This is a genomic window from Paenibacillus sp. FSL L8-0436 (assembly GCF_038593025.1).
Classification (GTDB): Bacteria; Bacillota; Bacilli; order Paenibacillales; family Paenibacillaceae; genus Paenibacillus_AQ.
In genome coordinates this window covers 5,122,699-5,141,437 of the sequence record NZ_CP151955.1, presented here as the reverse complement: position 1 = coordinate 5,141,437, position 18,739 = coordinate 5,122,699, and the positions used below count along the sequence as shown (strand labels likewise).

14 protein-coding genes are annotated in these 18,739 nt (G+C 48.0%); all 14 read left to right on the top strand.

Annotation, left to right across the window (positions count from 1 at the left end):
* Positions 1–220 precede the first annotated feature (220 nt).
* Entirely contained in the window at positions 221–2,482 is a 2,262-nt protein-coding gene (pflB, locus tag NSS79_RS23685; RefSeq protein ID WP_342436372.1) for a formate C-acetyltransferase, read from the top strand.
* Between the two features lie 136 nt (positions 2,483–2,618).
* On the top strand, positions 2,619–3,359 hold the full coding sequence (gene pflA, locus NSS79_RS23680) for a pyruvate formate-lyase-activating protein (protein ID WP_341094819.1): 741 nt from the start codon (positions 2,619–2,621) through the stop codon (positions 3,357–3,359).
* Positions 3,360–3,716: 357 nt separating this feature from the next.
* Positions 3,717–5,123 carry an extracellular solute-binding protein gene (locus NSS79_RS23675; RefSeq protein WP_342436371.1) on the top strand — a complete coding sequence of 469 codons (1,407 nt, stop codon included), beginning with the start codon at positions 3,717–3,719 and terminating at the stop codon, positions 5,121–5,123.
* 98 nt (positions 5,124–5,221) lie between these two features.
* Positions 5,222–6,106 (top strand): sugar ABC transporter permease, encoded by an 885-nt coding sequence (locus NSS79_RS23670; protein ID WP_038594963.1) that lies wholly within the window; start codon positions 5,222–5,224, stop codon positions 6,104–6,106.
* Positions 6,106–6,933, top strand: a complete 828-nt coding sequence (locus NSS79_RS23665; protein ID WP_038594962.1) for a carbohydrate ABC transporter permease — start codon at positions 6,106–6,108, stop codon at positions 6,931–6,933. The genes NSS79_RS23670 and NSS79_RS23665 overlap by 1 nt, the downstream gene beginning before the upstream one ends.
* A gap of 27 nt (positions 6,934–6,960) precedes the next feature.
* The gene (locus NSS79_RS23660) at positions 6,961–8,814 is read left to right on the top strand and encodes a sensor histidine kinase (protein ID WP_342436370.1); all 1,854 of its coding nucleotides are present in this window, start codon (positions 6,961–6,963) and stop codon (positions 8,812–8,814) included.
* Entirely contained in the window at positions 8,792–9,574 is a 783-nt protein-coding gene (locus tag NSS79_RS23655) for a response regulator (protein ID WP_038594960.1), read from the top strand. Before NSS79_RS23660 ends, NSS79_RS23655 begins: the two co-directional genes overlap by 23 nt.
* Before the next feature lie 289 nt (positions 9,575–9,863).
* Positions 9,864–10,109 carry a hypothetical protein gene (locus NSS79_RS23650; RefSeq protein WP_342436369.1) on the top strand — a complete coding sequence of 82 codons (246 nt, stop codon included), beginning with the start codon at positions 9,864–9,866 and terminating at the stop codon, positions 10,107–10,109.
* Between the two features lie 490 nt (positions 10,110–10,599).
* Positions 10,600–12,801, top strand: a complete 2,202-nt coding sequence (locus NSS79_RS23645) for a stalk domain-containing protein (RefSeq protein ID WP_342436368.1) — start codon at positions 10,600–10,602, stop codon at positions 12,799–12,801.
* A gap of 237 nt (positions 12,802–13,038) precedes the next feature.
* On the top strand, positions 13,039–13,500 hold the full coding sequence (locus NSS79_RS23640; RefSeq protein WP_342436367.1) for a Fur family transcriptional regulator: 462 nt from the start codon (positions 13,039–13,041) through the stop codon (positions 13,498–13,500).
* A 2-nt stretch (positions 13,501–13,502) separates the two neighbouring features.
* Positions 13,503–13,766, top strand: a complete 264-nt coding sequence (yidD, locus tag NSS79_RS23635) for a membrane protein insertion efficiency factor YidD (protein ID WP_341379210.1) — start codon at positions 13,503–13,505, stop codon at positions 13,764–13,766.
* Between the two features lie 358 nt (positions 13,767–14,124).
* Positions 14,125–16,149: a methionine--tRNA ligase gene (metG, locus tag NSS79_RS23630; RefSeq protein WP_342436366.1), complete on the top strand. Its 2,025-nt coding sequence runs from the start codon at positions 14,125–14,127 to the stop codon at positions 16,147–16,149.
* Between the two features lie 259 nt (positions 16,150–16,408).
* The gene (locus NSS79_RS23625; RefSeq protein ID WP_342436365.1) at positions 16,409–17,416 is read left to right on the top strand and encodes a zinc ABC transporter substrate-binding protein; all 1,008 of its coding nucleotides are present in this window, start codon (positions 16,409–16,411) and stop codon (positions 17,414–17,416) included.
* Between the two features lie 34 nt (positions 17,417–17,450).
* Positions 17,451–18,200, top strand: a complete 750-nt coding sequence (locus tag NSS79_RS23620; protein WP_076108873.1) for a metal ABC transporter ATP-binding protein — start codon at positions 17,451–17,453, stop codon at positions 18,198–18,200.
* The last annotated feature ends 539 nt before the right edge of the window (positions 18,201–18,739 follow it).

The window sequence follows — 18,739 nt, the reverse complement described above, 5'->3', positions numbered from 1 at the left end:
TGGAAGGGGATGGTAGTGACAAATATCACCGGAAAGGTGATATTTGTCACAGTCCTTTTTCAGAAAATAAACTAAAATGTTTATATAAAGAACGGTCCCAGTTATGAAGACGCGATTGTGAATTTAATTACAACCATATCTTTGGGATCACGAGACACGGGATTAACCTTCAAGCCCGCGATCTCTACAAATATAATAAATATAAATGGAGGGATTTAGTATGTCGGTGATTGAAAAAGATGTACAAGAAGTGAAGTCGAGTTGGAGAAGTTTTACAAAAGGTAAATGGGCCAGAAAAGTCGACGTTAACGAATTTATTTCCAAGAACATCAAGCCTTATGAAGGAAACGAAGATTTCCTCGTAGGTCCTACCAGCAACACTACTGAACTGTGGAAGATTATCTCCCAGCTGAGCAAGGAAGAAAGAGAAAGAGGCGGCGTATGGGACGTTTCCCTGGATACTGTCTCCACCATCACTTCCCACAAGCCAGGCTACATCGACAAGGACAAGGAACAAATTGTAGGCGTACAGACTGATGCTCCTTTCAGACGTTCTATTCAACCGTTCGGCGGTATTAAGATGATGATCGATGCCACCAAAGCTTATGGCTTCGAGCTTCCGAACAACATTGTCGAAATGTTTACGAATATCCGCAAAACGCATAACCAAGGCGTGTTTGATGCATATACACCTGACATGAGAGCAGTACGTAAATCCGGCGTTATTACAGGTCTTCCTGATGCTTACGGCCGCGGACGTATTATCGGTGACTACCGCCGTATTGCTCTATACGGTATTGACTTCCTGATCAAAGACAAGAAACAACAACAAACCGAGCTTGAAGTTGATTCCATGACTGAAGAAGTAATCCGGTTGCGCGAAGAGCTGTCGGAACAAATCCGCGCTCTGGGCGAGCTGAAAGAAATGGCTGCCGCTCACGGACTTGATATTTCCAAACCGGCGAACAACTTCAAAGAAGCTACTCAATGGGTATACTTCGGTTATCTGGCAGCAGTAAAAGAACAAAACGGTGCTGCAATGTCCCTGGGACGTGTATCCTCCTTCCTCGACATCTATGCACAGCGCGATTTTGAAGAAGGTACACTTACTGAAGAACAAGCACAAGAAATCGTTGACCATTTCGTAATGAAACTGCGTATTGTGAAATTCCTGCGTACGCCTGACTATAATGAACTGTTCTCCGGCGACCCTACTTGGGTAACGGAATCCATCGGTGGTATGGCTGAAGACGGAACAACACGCGTAACTAAGAACAGCTTCCGCTTCTTGCATACCCTGTACAACCTGGGACCTGCTCCAGAGCCTAACTTGACGGTTCTGTGGTCCGAAAGACTGCCTGAAGGCTTTAAAAAATATTGTGCCAAGGTTTCCATCGAAACCAGCGCTATCCAATATGAGAATGACGATGTAATGCGTCCATATTGGGGTGAAGATTACGCAATTGCTTGCTGCGTATCCCCAATGCGCATCGGTAAACAAATGCAGTTCTTCGGCGCCCGCGCCAACCTGGCGAAAGCTTTGCTGTACGCGATCAATGGTGGTGTAGACGAGAAATCAGGCGTACAAGTTGGACCTGAATTCCCTGCGATCACTTCCGAATATCTGGATTACAACGAAGTAATGAAACGCTTCAAACCGATGATGGAGTGGCTGGCTAAGACTTATGTCAACACCCTGAACATCATTCACTACATGCATGACAAATATTCCTACGAACGCATCGAAATGGCGCTGCATGACCGTGACATTCTGCGTACGATGGCTTGCGGTATCGCCGGCCTGTCCGTTGCTGCTGACTCCCTGAGCGCAATTAAATTCGCTAAGGTTAAACCGATCCGCAACGAACAAGGCATCGCCATCGACTTCGAAACCGAAGGAGAATTCCCTTGCTACGGCAACAACGACGATGCTGTTGACAACATCGCGGTTGAACTGGTTGAAACCTTCATGTCGATGATCCGCAAACACAAAACTTACCGTGACGCTATGCCGACTCAATCGGTATTGACTATCACTTCGAACGTAGTTTATGGTAAGAAGACTGGTACTACTCCTGACGGACGTAAGAAAGGTGAACCGTTCGCTCCAGGTGCTAACCCAATGCACGGACGCGACAAGAAAGGCGCACTGGCTTCCTTGAACTCTGTTGCCAAACTGCCGTATTCCGAGGCACAAGACGGTATTTCCAACACGTTCTCCATCGTTCCTAAGGCGCTGGGTAAAGACGAAGAGTCCCGTAAGTCCAACCTGGTATTCATGATGGACGGATACTTCCACAACAACGCTCAGCACTTGAACGTTAATGTGTTTAACCGTGAACAACTGATCGACGCTATGGATCATCCGGAGAACTATCCTCAATTGACCATTCGTGTATCCGGCTATGCTGTTAACTTCATCAAACTGACCCGTGAACAACAGTTGGATGTTATCAACCGTACATTCCACGGTACAATGTAATTAAATTAACTGTGTAATACAGTTCTTGTATAAGATGTAATAGCAGTGAGGTGATACCGCCCTTGATTCAGGGGGCGGTAAAATCTTGCTAAAAATTAATTAAAATTTTAAGTTCTTTTCGAAAGGAAGTCATCATATGGCTAATGGACATATACATTCCTTAGAAACGTTCGGGACCGTAGACGGGCCTGGTATCCGTTTTGTTCTATTTATGCAGGGCTGCTTATTGAAATGCCAGTATTGTCATAACCCGGATACCTGGGGTCTTAATGAAGGCAGAGAAATGAGCATCGAGGAAGTGCTGGCGGAAATCGAACCTTACCTGAATTATTATAAGTCTTCAGGTGGCGGGCTTACCGTATCTGGCGGCGAACCAACGCTGCAGGCGCATTTTGTCAAACAACTGTTCACTGAAGTGAAACAGCGCTGGAATCTGCATACCACACTGGATACAAATGGCTATAATGATGGTTCGAAGATCAGCGATTTGCTGGATGTTACTGATCTTGTGCTGCTCGATCTCAAGCATATCGATGATGAAGCGCATATTAAGCTGACCGGTAAATCGAATGATCGTACATTGAAGCTGGCCCGCTGGTTGTCGGATCATAACCGTAAAATGTGGATCCGCCACGTGTACGTTCCTGGCATTCATAATAAGGAAGAGGATTTACTGAATCTCGGCCGATTCATTGGAACGCTTAATGGGGTAGAGAAGTTTGAAATCCTGCCTTATCACCAAATGGGTATTTATAAATGGCAAGAACTTGGCCGTCCCTATGAGCTAGAAGGGGTACCCTCACCGACCGATGAAGAAGTGCAGCGCGCTTACCGGCTGATTGAAGAAGGACGCAACGAGACAGCACTTGTTAAGTGATGATACTTATTATAGGAAGCCGAAGCCGTATCTTGCAGTAGCTTATGTACTGCGGAAACGGCTTTTTTGCTTTTTAATGATCCAGAACGCATGTTATGTTTCAGCAGATAAAGGGATTATTTTGCGGGAAAGATGATTTTGTGTAGAGGTTTAATGACGCGAGGTCTATTTTCTATGGAATAATTTTTCAGAATATGTAACTATAAGTGACGTGGTATGTGATTAATTAGGAGTGTATTCGCTTACATTAGAGTATTTTATCCCTAAAGTAGATGAATCTTAACCTTACGATTACACACACTGTTTTTTATAATAAGAGTTGTAAGGGAAATTAATAAATAGGGAGGGTCACCCGTAATGAGAAAAAGTATGACTATGCTGTTGTCCCTGGTTTTTGTCTCTTCTGCTTTGCTGGCTGGCTGTGGAGGCAACAATAATAAGGCAAGCAACAATGGAGAAACTGCAGCACCAAGCAATTCAGCCGCTGCAACCAATGCTGCTGCCACTGATGAGCCTGCCAGCGCTGAGCCTTTCGAAATGACGATCCGTCATACGCAGGTTGGTGCTGATAAGCAGAAACGTCTTGCTATTCTGGAGGATGTGATAGGCAAGGTTCAAAGTGAAGTGCCGGGCCTGACATTCAAACTGGATGGTGTAGATTCGGATGTGAACCGCAAAGAGAAGCTGCGCGGTGAAATGGCCGCCGGCAATCCTCCGGCAGTGTTCGATCTCTTTGGGAGCCCTGACTCCAAAATATACGCCAAAGAAGGAAAATTGCTTGACCTGACCCCGATCCTCGAAGAATTGGGCATTAAAGACAAGTTCTCGAATCTTGATCCATTTACTTATGAAGGCAAGATTTACGGATTGCCAATCGGCGGTTCCGGTGAAGGTTTCTTCTATAATAAAGAATACTATGGCAGCAAGGGCTGGGAAGCTCCGAAGACCTTTGCTGAGCTTGAGAAGCAACTGGCCGATATTAAGGCTGATGGCAAAGTACCGCTGGCTGGCGCTTCCAAAGCCGGCTGGGTGCCGCTGATGCTGGCCAACCACCTCTGGTCACGTTATGCCGGACCGGATGTAACGGCTAAATTCGCAACTGGTGAAGCCAAATGGAGCGATGCTAATGTAGTGAAAGGTTTTGCGAAATACAAGGAATGGGTAGATAAAGGCTATTTCAAAAAAGGCGAGCTTGGTTTCGAATATGCTGAGTATACCACCCAGTTCACTAGTGGCGAAGCCATTCTGCTCTATGATGGAACTTGGAAATCCTCTGTATTCAAAGCAGGACAATCGGGTGAAGGTCTGATCGGCAAGGTTGGTTTCTTCAATATCCCGGCGGTTGACGGCGGGGTAGGCGACCAAACGGCACTGATGCGTGATGTGAATAACGGTTACGGATTCTCGGCTTCGGCGGCAGATGACGAGCGTCAGCTGGCTGCAGTGAAATCTTTTATCAAGAATATGTACAATGAAGAAATGCAGCTTCGCGGTCTGGTAGAGGATGGAGTGCTGCCGGCCATGAAGATTGATCAGAATATCCTGAACGAGAATATTACCGATGATCTGATGAGTGAAATCGTAGCGGTACTGAATAATTCCCAGTCTTCATTCCCTGCCTTTGACTCTCTGGTTCAAGCGGATGTCACCACCGAGATCAGCAACATTCAAATTCAGAAGCTGATCGGCGGACAGACAACACCTGAAAAAATGGGCGAGGCGCTGCAAAAAGTTCAAGAAGAAGCTAACGCAGCAGTGGAATAAGGAACGGTAAATTCTATGTACCCTGGTGCTTGCTCCAGGGTGCATTTTTAAAATCTGCCCTAATCGCTCCCAGATAGTCTAAGCAATCGGAGGTAGTCATGAATAAATCACTCAGAAATCCATTGGTCTTTATCCTGTTTGTTATTCCTGCCCTGGTATTGTTCTTCATGTTCTTTATATATCCGATCTTCAGCTCACTTTACTACAGCTTCACCAGTTGGAACGGAGTATCGGATACGGTTAAATTCACCGGCCTCACTAACTTCAAAAAAGCGCTTGGAGATGAACGCTTCTGGGTTTCGGTGAAGAATAACGGCTGGTTTATCCTGTTCTCCGTGTGCGTGCAGGTTCCCCTGATCGTATTCTTTTCGCTTTTGATTGCCAACGTTAAGAAACTGAAAGGACTCTACAAGACAGCCGTGTTTATGCCTTCTATTATGTCTACTGCGGTAATCGGCATTCTGTGGGGATTTATTTATGAGCCCAATATCGGCCTCTTTAATAAGCTGATTGGTCTCGTTGGTATTGAGCCGGTGTACTGGCTGTCGGATGAACGGTTTGCCATGCTGTCTATTCTGATCACGAATGCCTGGCAGTGGACCGGATTCTACATTGTTATGGTGCTGGCGGCTATTCTATCCATTCCTAGTGAACTGGATGAAGCTGCGGCCATTGACGGCGCTACCGGCTTTCAGCGTGCCACACGCATCACACTGCCGCTGATTGTGCCGATCATTTCCGTAGTTATTATGCTCTCCATCGCCGGTGCAATGAAGGCTGCGGATATCGTCATCGTGATGACGAAAGGCGGTCCGGCTGGATCGACCGAGGTCATGGCGACTTATATGATAAAATACGCGATCACCAACTTTAAGTATGGCTACGGCAATGCCATCGCAGTCCTGATCTTTGCATTCACGCTTGTGGTTACGGCGCTGTATCATCTGCTGTTTGCCCGGCGCAATGAAAGGATTGAATACTGATGCCACGCCTGAAAAAGAGTCTGCCGCATGTTGTGCTGTTGTCGTATCTGCTTGTTATTCTTTTTCCTTTCCTGTTCGTCCTGTTCTCTTCAGTAAAGAAAGACAACAACGCGATCGCCTTGAATCCATTCGGCATTCCGAAGGAATTTGCCTTCTCTAACTATGTGGAGGCCTGGGTCAACGCCAAGATCAGCACCTACTTCTTTAACAGCTTGTACATTTCTGTGCTGGCTTCTGTCGTCTCCATTTTGCTGGCATCGATGTTTGCCTTTGCAGTCACACGGATGCGGCAGGGCAAATGGAACGGTATCCTGTTTTCGCTTGTACTGGTCGGAATGCTTATTCCTAACAATGCGCTGATGCTGCCGATTTATACGATTGTGCGCAAACTGCACATTCTGAATACACATTGGGCATTGATCATCCCTTATATTGCCAATGCAATACCGTTTACGATTATTATTTTGGCCGCATTTATGCGTTCGTTGCCCAGTGAAATTGAAGAAGCGGCAGTTATGGATGGCTTGAAGGCTCCCGGTATCTTTGCTAGAATTATTGTACCTCTGACGGTTCCCGCCATGGTTACAGTATTCATTGTTAATTTCCTGGGAAATTGGAATGAATTTTTGCTGGCTAACTATTTTCTTTCGAATGACGAGCTGCGCACACTTCCGGTGGGAATGGTCCAATTCCGCGATCAGTATCAGATGAATTATGCGCAAATGTCTGCAGGCATTGTCTACAGTGTGCTGCCGGTCATTATTATTTACGCCATTTTGCAGGAGAAAATTATTGAAGGCGTAACGGCAGGCAGCGTAAAAGGATAACCTTATTCACAGTCAGGAGCACTGCCGATGAATTTGCGCTATAAATTATTTACGGCATTTTTGGGCCTGATTATCATCCCCTTGTTTATTCTTGGCATGATTATGTTCTTCGTTACTTATAATTCTATTGAGAAGAAATACAGCCAGCAGTCCGAGTATTCACTTAAAGCGATCAGCTACAGCATCTCCAACGTCTTTAAAGATATGAACAACGTGACAGACAACGGAATTGCTACCTCGGTGTTTCATATGGCGCTCAGCGCGGATGATCCTTCAAAACAGGATCTGACTGATGCTGAGCAGCTGAACCTGAATGCCAGCCAGCGCAACTTCCGTAGTCTGCTGTATAATCACCCTTCGATCAGCTATGCCTTTCTGTACAATTTTAACGGTAAAGGCAGCTCGGAGATCGTATCGGTATTCAACAAGGAAAATTTCCGCACACTCCCTTACGATAAATTCAAAGGAAGTGCTCTCTATCAGGAGGTCATGAAGCTCAATGGTGTGCCGAAATGGCTGGCACCGCATGAATATCCGGAACTGACAGGAACAGAAGCCGTGTTCACACAGATCCGGCTAGTGAAGGAGCTTAGCTTCTTTGAGAACATCGGCATTCTGGTCGTGCAGATCAAGAACTGGGAGTTCGAATCCATATTCCGGAATTTGAAGATTGGGGACAGTAACCAAAAGGTCTCTTTCATGCTGGTGAACGATGACGGAATGATTCTGCTGGATCCGGACCGCAAGCTGGACGGACAGGATTTCCAGTCGTTTACGGCGAAAAATATAACCTTCAAGGAAGGTTTTCAAAGCTTCAAAACCCAGTTCGACGGGGAGAAAAGTATTCTGTCCGTCTATCATCTGAAGGAATATCCCTGGAGCCTCGTTTCTATCACCTCGTGGGGTTCGTTGTCACGGGAGGTTACAGTGTTCGCCCGCTGGTTCGTCGGGGTTATCTTTCTCTGCTTCCTGGCTGCCGTCATCTTTAATTTGTTCTTTATGAACCGGATAACGGGCGGGATTGCTGTTATTGTCCGCTTTATGCGGCGGGTGGAGGATGGCGATCTTACTACAAGGGTTGAGGAGAAGGGCAATGACGAGATGACATTGCTTGCCAAAGGTTTTAACGATTTGATGGATAAAATCAACGGCTTGTTTAATCGGATCCATCTGGAGCAAAGACGGAAGAATCAGGCTGAGATGCGGGTTCTGCAGGCACAGATCAAGCCGCATTTCCTGTTCAACACGCTGGAGTCGATCAATGTGCTTGCTGTACAGAATGAAGGCCGCAAGGTTAGCGAGATGGTCTACCGGCTAGCGAGTATTCTGCGGATCAGCATTCAGGACAGGGATGAAATCACACTGGAAGAAGAAGTTACCCACCTGCGTAATTATCTCGATATCCAGAAATTCCGTTTCGAGGATGTATTTGATTATGAAATAGACATCCCGGAAGGGCTTATGGGCTGCGGTATCCTCAAGCTGACACTGCAGCCGCTGGTGGAGAACAGTATCCAGCATGGGTTCGAGGGGATCGGATACAAGGGCAAGGTGACTGTTAAGGGCTGGGAAGAACGCGGCAACTTGATCCTGCAGATTGAGGATAACGGAATCGGGATGACTCCGGCCCAGCTCTCGATGTTCCAGTATATGGTTAACGAAACGGCAAACCAGTCGGACGAAGGACGGACGGAGCAAGGCATTCATCCGGAGCGGCGTGGTCTTGGAGTGCGCAGTGTGGCCGATCGTATCCGGATTGAATACGGCGACAGATACGGGATATTCATCTGTGCCAGCCCGGGTGAAGGAACAATCATCCAATGCGTCATACCTAAATACGGGCAGGGGGAAGATCATTATGCTAAAAGTATTATTGGTTGACGACGAAGCTCCCATTCTGAACAATCTCAACAGGGTGCTGCCATGGCAGGAAATGGGGATGGAGGTTGCCGGTATGGCCCGCAGCGGCATGGAAGCCTTACGGATTGCCGAGGAGAACGCGCCGGACCTTGTGCTATGTGATATCCGCATGCCGGTGATGGACGGCTTGACGTTCATTGGCAAGCTGCGGGAGATGGGTCTGGAGAGCGAGGTACTGCTGCTCAGCGGCTACCAGGAATTTGATTACGCCCGGGAGGCCATACGCCTCGGTGTAAAGGAGTACATCTGTAAGCCGATTCATTATGAGGAGCTAGGCAACAAGGTGCGGGAGATCGGTACGCAAATCCGCAGCAGGCAGTACAAGGATAAGCTGTACAACAGCATTCCGCTGTTTCAGGAAGTGCCTGCAGCCGATGATTCCGTCAAAAAAACACCAGACCAGCTGATGAATCTGGCAGCACAATATATTTCGGAGCGGCTGCATTATGATTTGGGCATTGAGGAAGTCGCGAACAAGATAGGCATCAGCGGCAGCTACTTCTGCCTGCTGTTCAAGAACCGTTTTGCGATGACCTTTGTGGAATATGTGACCCAGCAGCGGATTGAAGCCGCCAAGTTCATGCTGGCGAGCAGCGACAAGAGCATCACGGCGATTAGCTCCGGAGTAGGTTATCAGGAGCGGCGTTATTTTACCAAAGTGTTTCAGAAGCAGACAGGCATGTCCCCCAAGGAATACCGTGATCAGTACCGGAAAGTGTAACTGCGTTGCTGTCAGGGCAATGTAAGGCCTGAACGTAAGTAACGTAAGAGGAAACCGGCACTGCAAATAATACTATAAAAGGCGATTAACCTTGAACTACAAGGCTAATCGTCTTTTTTGTTTGTAATTTCTGTATGTAGTTGCTTTTTTCATAGAAATCTAAGCTGCACCTTATACTCCTAAAATAAACCATATGTTTTAATTAAAGGGCAGGGGGGTGCGGAAACAAAGAGGAATTGTAAGGGGAGTCGAGGCTTCAAAGGATGATAGGAAATGGAGGAATGAAACGATGAGCGCGAGTAGTCCTTCCGTCAGCTTATCCAAAGGTAACAATGCCGGCAGGACCATAAAGCCTTCGATATGGCGGGTCATGAGGAAATATTGGGTGTTCTATGTGATGATGCTTCCGGCGATTGTGGTTCTGGTCATTAACAACTACATTCCGATGTTCGGGACGCTGATCGCCTTTAAGGATGTCAATTATCAAAAAGGGATTTGGGGCAGTGATTGGGTTGGTTTTTCCAATTTCAAATAATGGTATTCTCAGTCGCAATATTGGCCGATTATTCTCCTGATTGGAGCGGCTCTGTACAGCTTCTGAGGAGGAGCGGTAGGACCAAAAAATGGTGACAGCAACAATGGAGATATGATAAGCGAGAAGCCGGAAATCAGCTGGGTCAGAATCGAACTTTTTTTGGACAAAGGTATCACCCGCTGCGTTGATTCTATAATGCAATCATTGTAGGAAAGGTAAATAAAGGAGAATATAACAAAACTCAGCAACTTCGGTTTTTTAATAAAAAAATCATATTTTTACAGGTTGAAAATGGATTTTGATCTTTCTTTACATTTAATGAAACTTTTAAGGGCTTACTGCGTCTAATACTATGTTTTGTAAAAAGCATGTGGCAAAATTTTGCCTGCCGTCCTTTCAGGGCGTCATGCGTTTTGCGGGGAATATAAGGATTACAGAGAGAGAACTGCAGGCCTTATATACTACAACTGGGAGTAGAAGGAGTCATATCATGAATCTTAAGAAATTATCATTAGCTGCTGTATTGGCCATCACACAGGTTGCCGCAGCGGTACCGGTTTTCGCCGCACCCGTCAGCACCACTTCACCGAGCAACGTGAGTACCGCGGAGGCGACACCAACATCAACACCAACACCGTCCGCTTCATCTGTACCCCTATCTACTGACCCGTCGTCAGGCGGATTATTGGACGGTACAGCATCACCAACTCCGTCTGCAGAGCCTACGGAAACACCGCTGCCGCCAGCAACGGTTACCGATCAAACGTACATGCAGACGAACAGTATGGATCCGCAAATGCTCTCCGCTACAGGCGATGACCAGCTGGTGCTGATGTTGAACAGCAACAAAATGTACGTAAACGGTATGTTATATTTGGCCAATCAGCCGATGGCAGTCAAGAATGGCGTATCCTACGTCTCTATCCGGGCGATGGTGGAACGTGTAGGACTGCAGGTTACTTATGATTCCAAGGCCAAAGAGACCGTAGTTACTAAAGGCAGCGATGTAATGCGCTTTAAGCTGAACAGCAAAACCTATACAGTCAATGGCAAGAAGTCCACAATGAAGGGTGCAACCTACCAGTACAAAGGAACGTTTATGATTCCTTTGACCTCCATTACATCGGCACTAAAATTAAAATATGTATTGGATACGCCTGGGAAACGTGTAATTCTTACGCTTTCTACAAAGCCTAAGGCTTCCTTCACGGTTCAGCCTACCGAAATTTATGCCGGTCAAACCATGGTCAACTTTGTGACCTCCAGCAGTTCACCGAATGGAACACCTATCGTTAGTGATCAATGGGGTGGAGACAAGCGGGACTATTATGATGAACCCGGTATTTATACCGTTACCTATTCCGTTGTGGATGCCAATGGACGCACGAGTGATCCGTACACTGCGACCATTAATGTTCTGAAGCCGAATGAAGCGCCGGTGGCAAATTTCGTCACGGACAAGGAACAGTACAAAATGGGTGAACCCATCACTTATACGGATAACAGCAGTGATCCAGACGGCGACACGATTACAGTAACATGGACCAATAAAGCCCAGGCGTTCTTTACACCCGGTGCAAAGGTCATCAGCCTGACTGCTACGGATTCCCATGGAGCCGTCAATACGTTTGAGAAAACAGTTATTATTACGGAAGAACAGCTGTACAATGAAGAGGATTTTAACCGCCTGTTCGCAGTACCCGGTACAGCATTCAAATTTGACGGCTCTCCGGTCCCTACTTGGCCAAATCTAAACTACACCACGTCTTCCGAGCCGTTTACCCTGATCCGCAGCAACAGCCCGGAAACGGTGTTCAGTGAGGGTGTGCTGTACCGTGAAACGGCTACAGGTGCAACACGTTTCCTGATTCACCATAAGAACAATTTGTCGATCAACACCAAGGTATATGTAATTGCCACAAATGACAATATGTACCCTGCGACAGTTACAACCCAATATTCGGGATTTGGCGGTCCTAGCTCATTTGCAGAGCTAACCGGACAGAAATCTGTAACACGATACTGGGAATCGATGCTGAACGGCAGCTCATACAAGCAAACGGTAATCCAGCCAGGACAAAGCGTATCGATTCTTACAGAACTGAATACTATAGCCATGAAGCCAAACGATAACGTCTCGATGCAGGCCGATCTGTTCAGTGATCAAGCGGTTACCTATTCCGTGATGATGATTGATGCGAACAAAGAGCCGATTTCATCACTGCCTGTAACGCCTATCTTGCCGCGTGACGGAGTGCATAATCGTGGTACCTATCCGGATTCTACTCGTCTCATTAACGTTTCGGATTTGGTGGGAACTACTCCAGCCAGACTCGTGATCGGCGACAATAACAAGGATCCGAACTTGCTCGGCCTCGATGCCCTGACAGGTCTCCAGGAAACCAATCTGGGGAACTTCGGTGTACTGTACAAAATCAGGCTGGAGCGTGTAGCGGCCAATACGCTGATTACCTTTAACCCGCGTGGAGGAAACTATATGGGCACCGTTCTTGTTAACGGCAATCAAGTCGTGCAGGTGCCAAATGAGAAAAGTCTGGGAAGTTCCGATTTGAACAGCGTTGTGTACCGGACCGGTGATTATGAAGGTCCAGTAGAGATCCAGTTTACTCCGGCTTCCGGCAGTAACTTGTCGATCAACTTCCTGTTCACACCACTTCCTCCGAAGAAATAAACAGGGAAGTACTTAAGTAATACTGGAATGTCCGGCAACGGACATTCCAATCTACAAAAAAGGGCTGCCGCTTCCGTCAAGGAAGGGCAGCTTTTTTTGTGGAAAATATAGGGGGATTAGGCCTGAAGTCTTCCAGCAAGCGAGTCTTGGGTGGCCCGTTTCATTGACGGGGCATTTGTTTTGGGGCATTATAAAGAGAGTGCAATACAAATGACCTATGTTATGGGAGATGAGCGAATGCTGTCGACAGAACAAATACTGGAAGCCATGTCGGGGCAGGGACTGCGAATCACCGATCAGCGCAAAACGCTTGCCAAGTTATTCGGCGAGAATACGGGATATTTGTCGGCGAAGGATGTTTATGAGCATATGGGCCGCAAGTACAGCGGGCTCAGCTTTGATACAGTTTACCGCAACCTGCGTGTCATGGAGGAATTGGGTGTGCTGGAGCAGGTAGTCTTTGAGGATGGTGTCAAGTTCAAAGGCAGCTGCAATCAGGATCATCACCATCACCATATGATTTGCCTTCAATGCATGAAGACTTACCCGATTCATTTCTGCCCGATGAATTTAACGGATACACCGGATCAGTTCCGGGTGGTCAAGCATAAATTTGAGGTGTTCGGTTACTGCAAGGATTGTGAACAGAACCGTGAAGAAGAGACGGCACTTGCGGCGAACAGCAAAGAAGGGCACTGATTATGCCTATTATACGCAGAACGATCCAGGCCCCAATCCGCGTGTACCGCAAATTTATTTCGCCGCTTAAACCGGCGACCTGCCGCTTCTATCCGACTTGCTCAGCCTACGCACTGGAAGCAATCGAAATCCATGGCCCGCTCAAGGGTTCGTGGCTTGCCGCGAAGCGAATTGGCAAATGCCATCCCTTCCATCCCGGGGGACTGGACCCGGTACCGCCGCGCAAAGAACACTCTGCCGGGGACGAAGCGGCTCCCACGACTTGACATGATGCCTGCATTTTGGGTATATTTTGGATAATAACATCAATTTCCGAGGAACGGATGAGTAGATCGGGACGACCATTACAGAGAGCCGGGAACAGCTGGGAGCCGGTATGGTACGCAGGATTGAATATGGTCCGGGAGGAACTGTGTTCGAGCTGGAGCCGGATTGCCGCGGCTTAAGTAAGATAACAGCGTGTTCCAGCGTTAATGGATAGTTCCGCAAAGGAACTGGCGAAGCCTGTGTTCTGTGAAGAACCAGGGAACTTTGGGTGGTATCGCGTGAGTATACTCTCGCCCCATAAAGGGGCGGGAGTTTTTTGTGTTTATGGTGTTTGCCAAGACGAAAGGATGACATGAAATGAGCGATAAGAAAACTTTTTACCTGACTACACCGATTTATTATCCGAGTGACAAGCTGCATATCGGGCATGCTTACTCTACGGTAGCTGGAGATGCCATGGCCCGCTACAAGCGCCTGCGCGGCTATGAGGTCCGTTATCTTACAGGTACGGATGAACATGGGCAGAAGATCGAACGAAAGGCCGCTGAAGCCGGCAAGACCCCTCAGCAGTTCGTTGACGATATTGTCGTCGGCATTAAGGATCTGTGGCGCAAGCTGGATATTTCCAACGATGACTTCATCCGCACGACGGAAGAACGGCACAAAAAAGTGGTACAGGATATTTTTGACCGCCTGCTGAAGCAGGGCGACATCTACAAAGGTGAATATGAAGGCTGGTACAGCATTCCGGACGAGACCTTCTACACCGAAACTCAGCTGGTGGATATCGAGCGGGACGCAAACGGTGCCATCACCGGCGGTAAAAGCCCGGACAGCGGCCACCCTGTCGAATTGGTCAAGGAAGCAAGCTATTTCTTCCGCATGAGCAAATATGCTGACCGTCTGCTGAAGTATTATGAAGAGAATCCGGAGTTTATCCTGCCGGAATCACGCAAGAACGAAATGATCAACAATTTCATCAAGCCCGGGCTGGAGGACCTTGCGGTCTCCCGTACAACCTTTGATTGGGGCGTTAAGGTCAAGGGCGACGAGAAGCATGTCGTGTATGTATGGATTGATGCATTGACGAACTATATCACAGCGCTTGGCTATGGCTCCGAGGACCGCAGCTTGTATGACAAGTTCTGGCCTGCGGATGTGCACATTGTCGGCAAGGAAATTGTGCGTTTCCATACGATCTACTGGCCGATCATCCTGATGGCGCTGGGCGAGCCGCTTCCGAAGAAAGTGTTCGCACATGGCTGGCTATTGATGAAAGACGGCAAAATGTCCAAATCCAAGGGGAATGTAGTGGATCCGGTTACACTGATCGACCGCTATGGATTGGATGCGCTGCGTTACTATCTGCTGCGTGAAGTGGCATTTGGCTCGGATGGCACCTTTACGCCTGAAAGCTTTGTAGACCGGATCAACTATGATCTGGCCAATGACCTCGGCAATCTGCTGAACCGGACCGGGGCGATGGTTGAGAAATATTTTGGCGGCGAACTTCCGGCTTACGAAGGCAAGGTAACGGCGTTCGACGGCGAGCTTGAAGCGGCTGCGGGCAGCACCTATGCCAAAGTTGAAGAAGCGATGGAAAAAATGGAGTTCTCCGTGGCGCTTACCGCGATCGGGGCATTCATCAGCCGTACGAATAAATACATTGATGAGACCCAGCCTTGGGTGCTCGCGAAGGATGAGAGCAGAACCGGCGAACTGGCTTCCGTCATGAGACATCTTGTGGAGGCCCTGAGCACCGCTTCGATTCTATTACAGCCGTTCCTGACCAGCGCACCGGCGAAGATCTGGGAGCAGCTCGGCATTCAGCCGGGTGAGCTGACAGCCTGGGACAGCGGCAAAACCTTCGGCCTCATTCCAGCCGGAACGAAGCTGGCCAAAGGCGATCCGATCTTCCCGCGTCTTGATGTTGCTGTAGAGGTTGCCTACATCGCCGAAGCGATGGGTGCCGGCAAACCGGCGGCAGCAGAAGCGGAGCCTGCACCTGCAAGCGCTGAAAGCGGCGCAGCAGCTGAGCCGGCGGAGGAAGAGCATAAGGAAGAAATCGGCATCGACGATTTTGCCAAAGCCGAGCTGCGTGTGGCCCAGGTCATCGCCGCTGAGCCGGTGAAGAAGGCAGACAAGCTGTTGAAGCTGCAGCTTGATCTCGGTTATGAGCAGCGTCAGGTGGTGTCCGGGATTGCCAAGTTCTACACTCCAGAGGAGCTGGTGGGACAAAAGGTAATCTGCATCGTCAACCTGAAGCCGGTGAAGCTGCGCGGCGAGCTGTCGCAAGGCATGATCCTGGCGGCCTCCAAAGGCGACAAGCTGACGATCGCAACCGTACCGGACAGCATGCCAAACGGTGCAATTGTGAAGTAAACAGACTGTAGCAGAACAAATAACGGGTCCAAATGGGCAAATCCCACTGACCCGCCGCACGACTGCAAGGGAACGCACGCGCGCCAGCAATGGCTGCGGCGTTCCTTTTTGTTATGGATACAAGGGATACTTAAGGCTTCGAAGCTCTAATTGACGCTGGCAGCAGAACGTTCGGGAGAACATGAGAGTTGACTTATCGTAACCATTACTATTATAATTCTCATAGTAAAATTTACGATTTAAGGAGTCGATAGCAATTATGTCTTTAACAAAACCACACAGAGGGCTGCTGCTGGTGCTTGCTCTGCTGGTAATCCTAACGCTTGCGGCCTGCGGTCCCAAGAGCAGCGGGAGTATCGTTGAGGGTAAAGTGAATGTAGTCACTACTTTTTATCCTATATATGAATTTGCCAAAGAAATTGGCGGGGAAGATGCCAATGTCATCAATCTGCTTCCGGTGGGTGTGGAGCCTCATGATTGGACCCCGCGCAGCCAGGATATCATCAATACTTCCAAAGCCCAGCTGTTTCTGTACAATGGTGCCGGACTTGAGGGCTGGGTGCCGAACTTCCTCAAAAGCCTCAACAGCGACAGTAAAGCCAAGGCTGTTGAAGTCAGCAAAGGCGTCGATTATATTATGACAGATGAAGAAGACGGGCATGATCATGGAAGCGAGGAACATGCGCATGAAGGTGAGGAACATGCGGATGAAGAGCATTCCGAAGAAACGGGCACCGACAGCCTGCATACGGATCCCCATACCTGGGTAAGTCCAAAATCCGCGCTTGTGATGGCTGAGAACATTAAAGAGAGCCTCCAGTCCGTCGATCCTGAGCATAAATCCGGTTATGAGGAACGTTATAATAAGCTTGCAGAGCGCTTGCAGGCGCTGGACAGCAAGTTTACGACAGAGCTTGCCAAGCTGCCGAATAAAGAAATCGTCGTGTCCCACCAGGCGTTTGCTTATCTCGCGCGTGATTATGGCTTGAAACAACATGCTATCATGGGCTTGTCCCCGGATGCGGAACCACGCGGGCAGGATTTGCTGGATTTGGCGGCTTTGGTAAAAGAGGAAGGCATCCGTTATATCTTCTTCGAGGAACTGGTTTCCGACAAGCTGGCCAAAACCCTGGCTGGTGAAGCCGGTGTGGAGACGATGGTGCTAAATCCGGTTGAGGGACTTACCACCGAACAGGACAAGAATGGAGACAACTATTTCACATTAATGGAGAAAAATTTGCAAAATCTAATTCTGGCTTTACAATAGTAAGGAAAGTATAAGTGAAAGGCGGTACTTCACAATGCAATCGGTATCCTTGGACTGCCATCAGCATATGATCGAGATACAGGATCTTTCCTTCTCTTACGGAGAGCAGAAGGTGATTTCCAATCTGAATTACACCGTTAAGGAACGGGACTTCCTGGGAATTATCGGTTCCAACGGCGCCGGCAAAACAACCTTGCTGAAGATGATCGTCGGGCTCCTGCCCGCAACCAGCGGGGATATTAAATTATTCGGGCAGTCTGTCCGCAAGTTTAAGGATTGGGAGCGCATCGGCTATGTTCCGCAAAAGAATGCGTTCAACCCCTTGTTCCCGGCAACGGTCCGCGAAGTCGTGCTGTCCGGCTTGTACAACAATAAGAATCTGATCCGCAGAGTGTCCAAAGCGCAGCAGCGCCAGTGTGAGGACGCCCTTGAGGTAATGCGGATTCAGGATATCGCTGAGAAAAGAGTTGGCCAGCTGTCCGGCGGTCAGCAGCAGCGTGTATTCCTGGCCCGTGCGCTGATCAACCATCCGGATTTGCTCATTTTGGACGAACCTACCGTCGGTATTGATGCTGAAACGCAAGCCGGGTTCTTCGACCTCATTATGCATATGCACGCCCATCATCATATGACTTTCCTGATGGTGTCGCATGACATCGACATGATCAAAAATTATCTGGGGCAGGAGCCGGTACAGAAAAACGGCAAAATCAATTTCTACTGCCGCCACTCTCATGACGTCCAGGATTGCGCCGTAGAGAACCTGCAGCATACACTTACCTGATCCGGGGCTGTCACAATACACTTATTACTCCAAACCAGTTGCTGACATGCTAAATAGCTGCAGTAAATACAAATATGCCGGATAGCGTACCGTTAACCATCAGTCTGCCGCATCAGCAACTCAACCAGCAACTTAACCAGAAGCTAACTTTAGCAAGAAAACGCCTGATTTGGCATCTATGGACGGACTAATAACTTGATCTGCTGCATTATGTGCAGCAGAATAACTACATATTTACTAGTTTTTATATTCTGATGTATTTCCTACACTAGAATTCAGTGAACGCACTACTATTCAGCCATATTGCTGCATTCTGCTGCACATAATGCAACAGAATTCCATATCAGCGCCAAAAGTGAGCAATCTATTGTATCATCTGCAGTAGATTGCTCTTCTCCGCTGAAACAAGCCGGTTTTCCCGTTGGTCATCCATTGTACAACATAGGATGACCAGGTCTTTAATCTTAGCCTTTGACCTTAGTCATTGATCTTAGCCTTTGACCTTAGTCATTGATCTTAGCCTTTGATCTAAGCTTTTG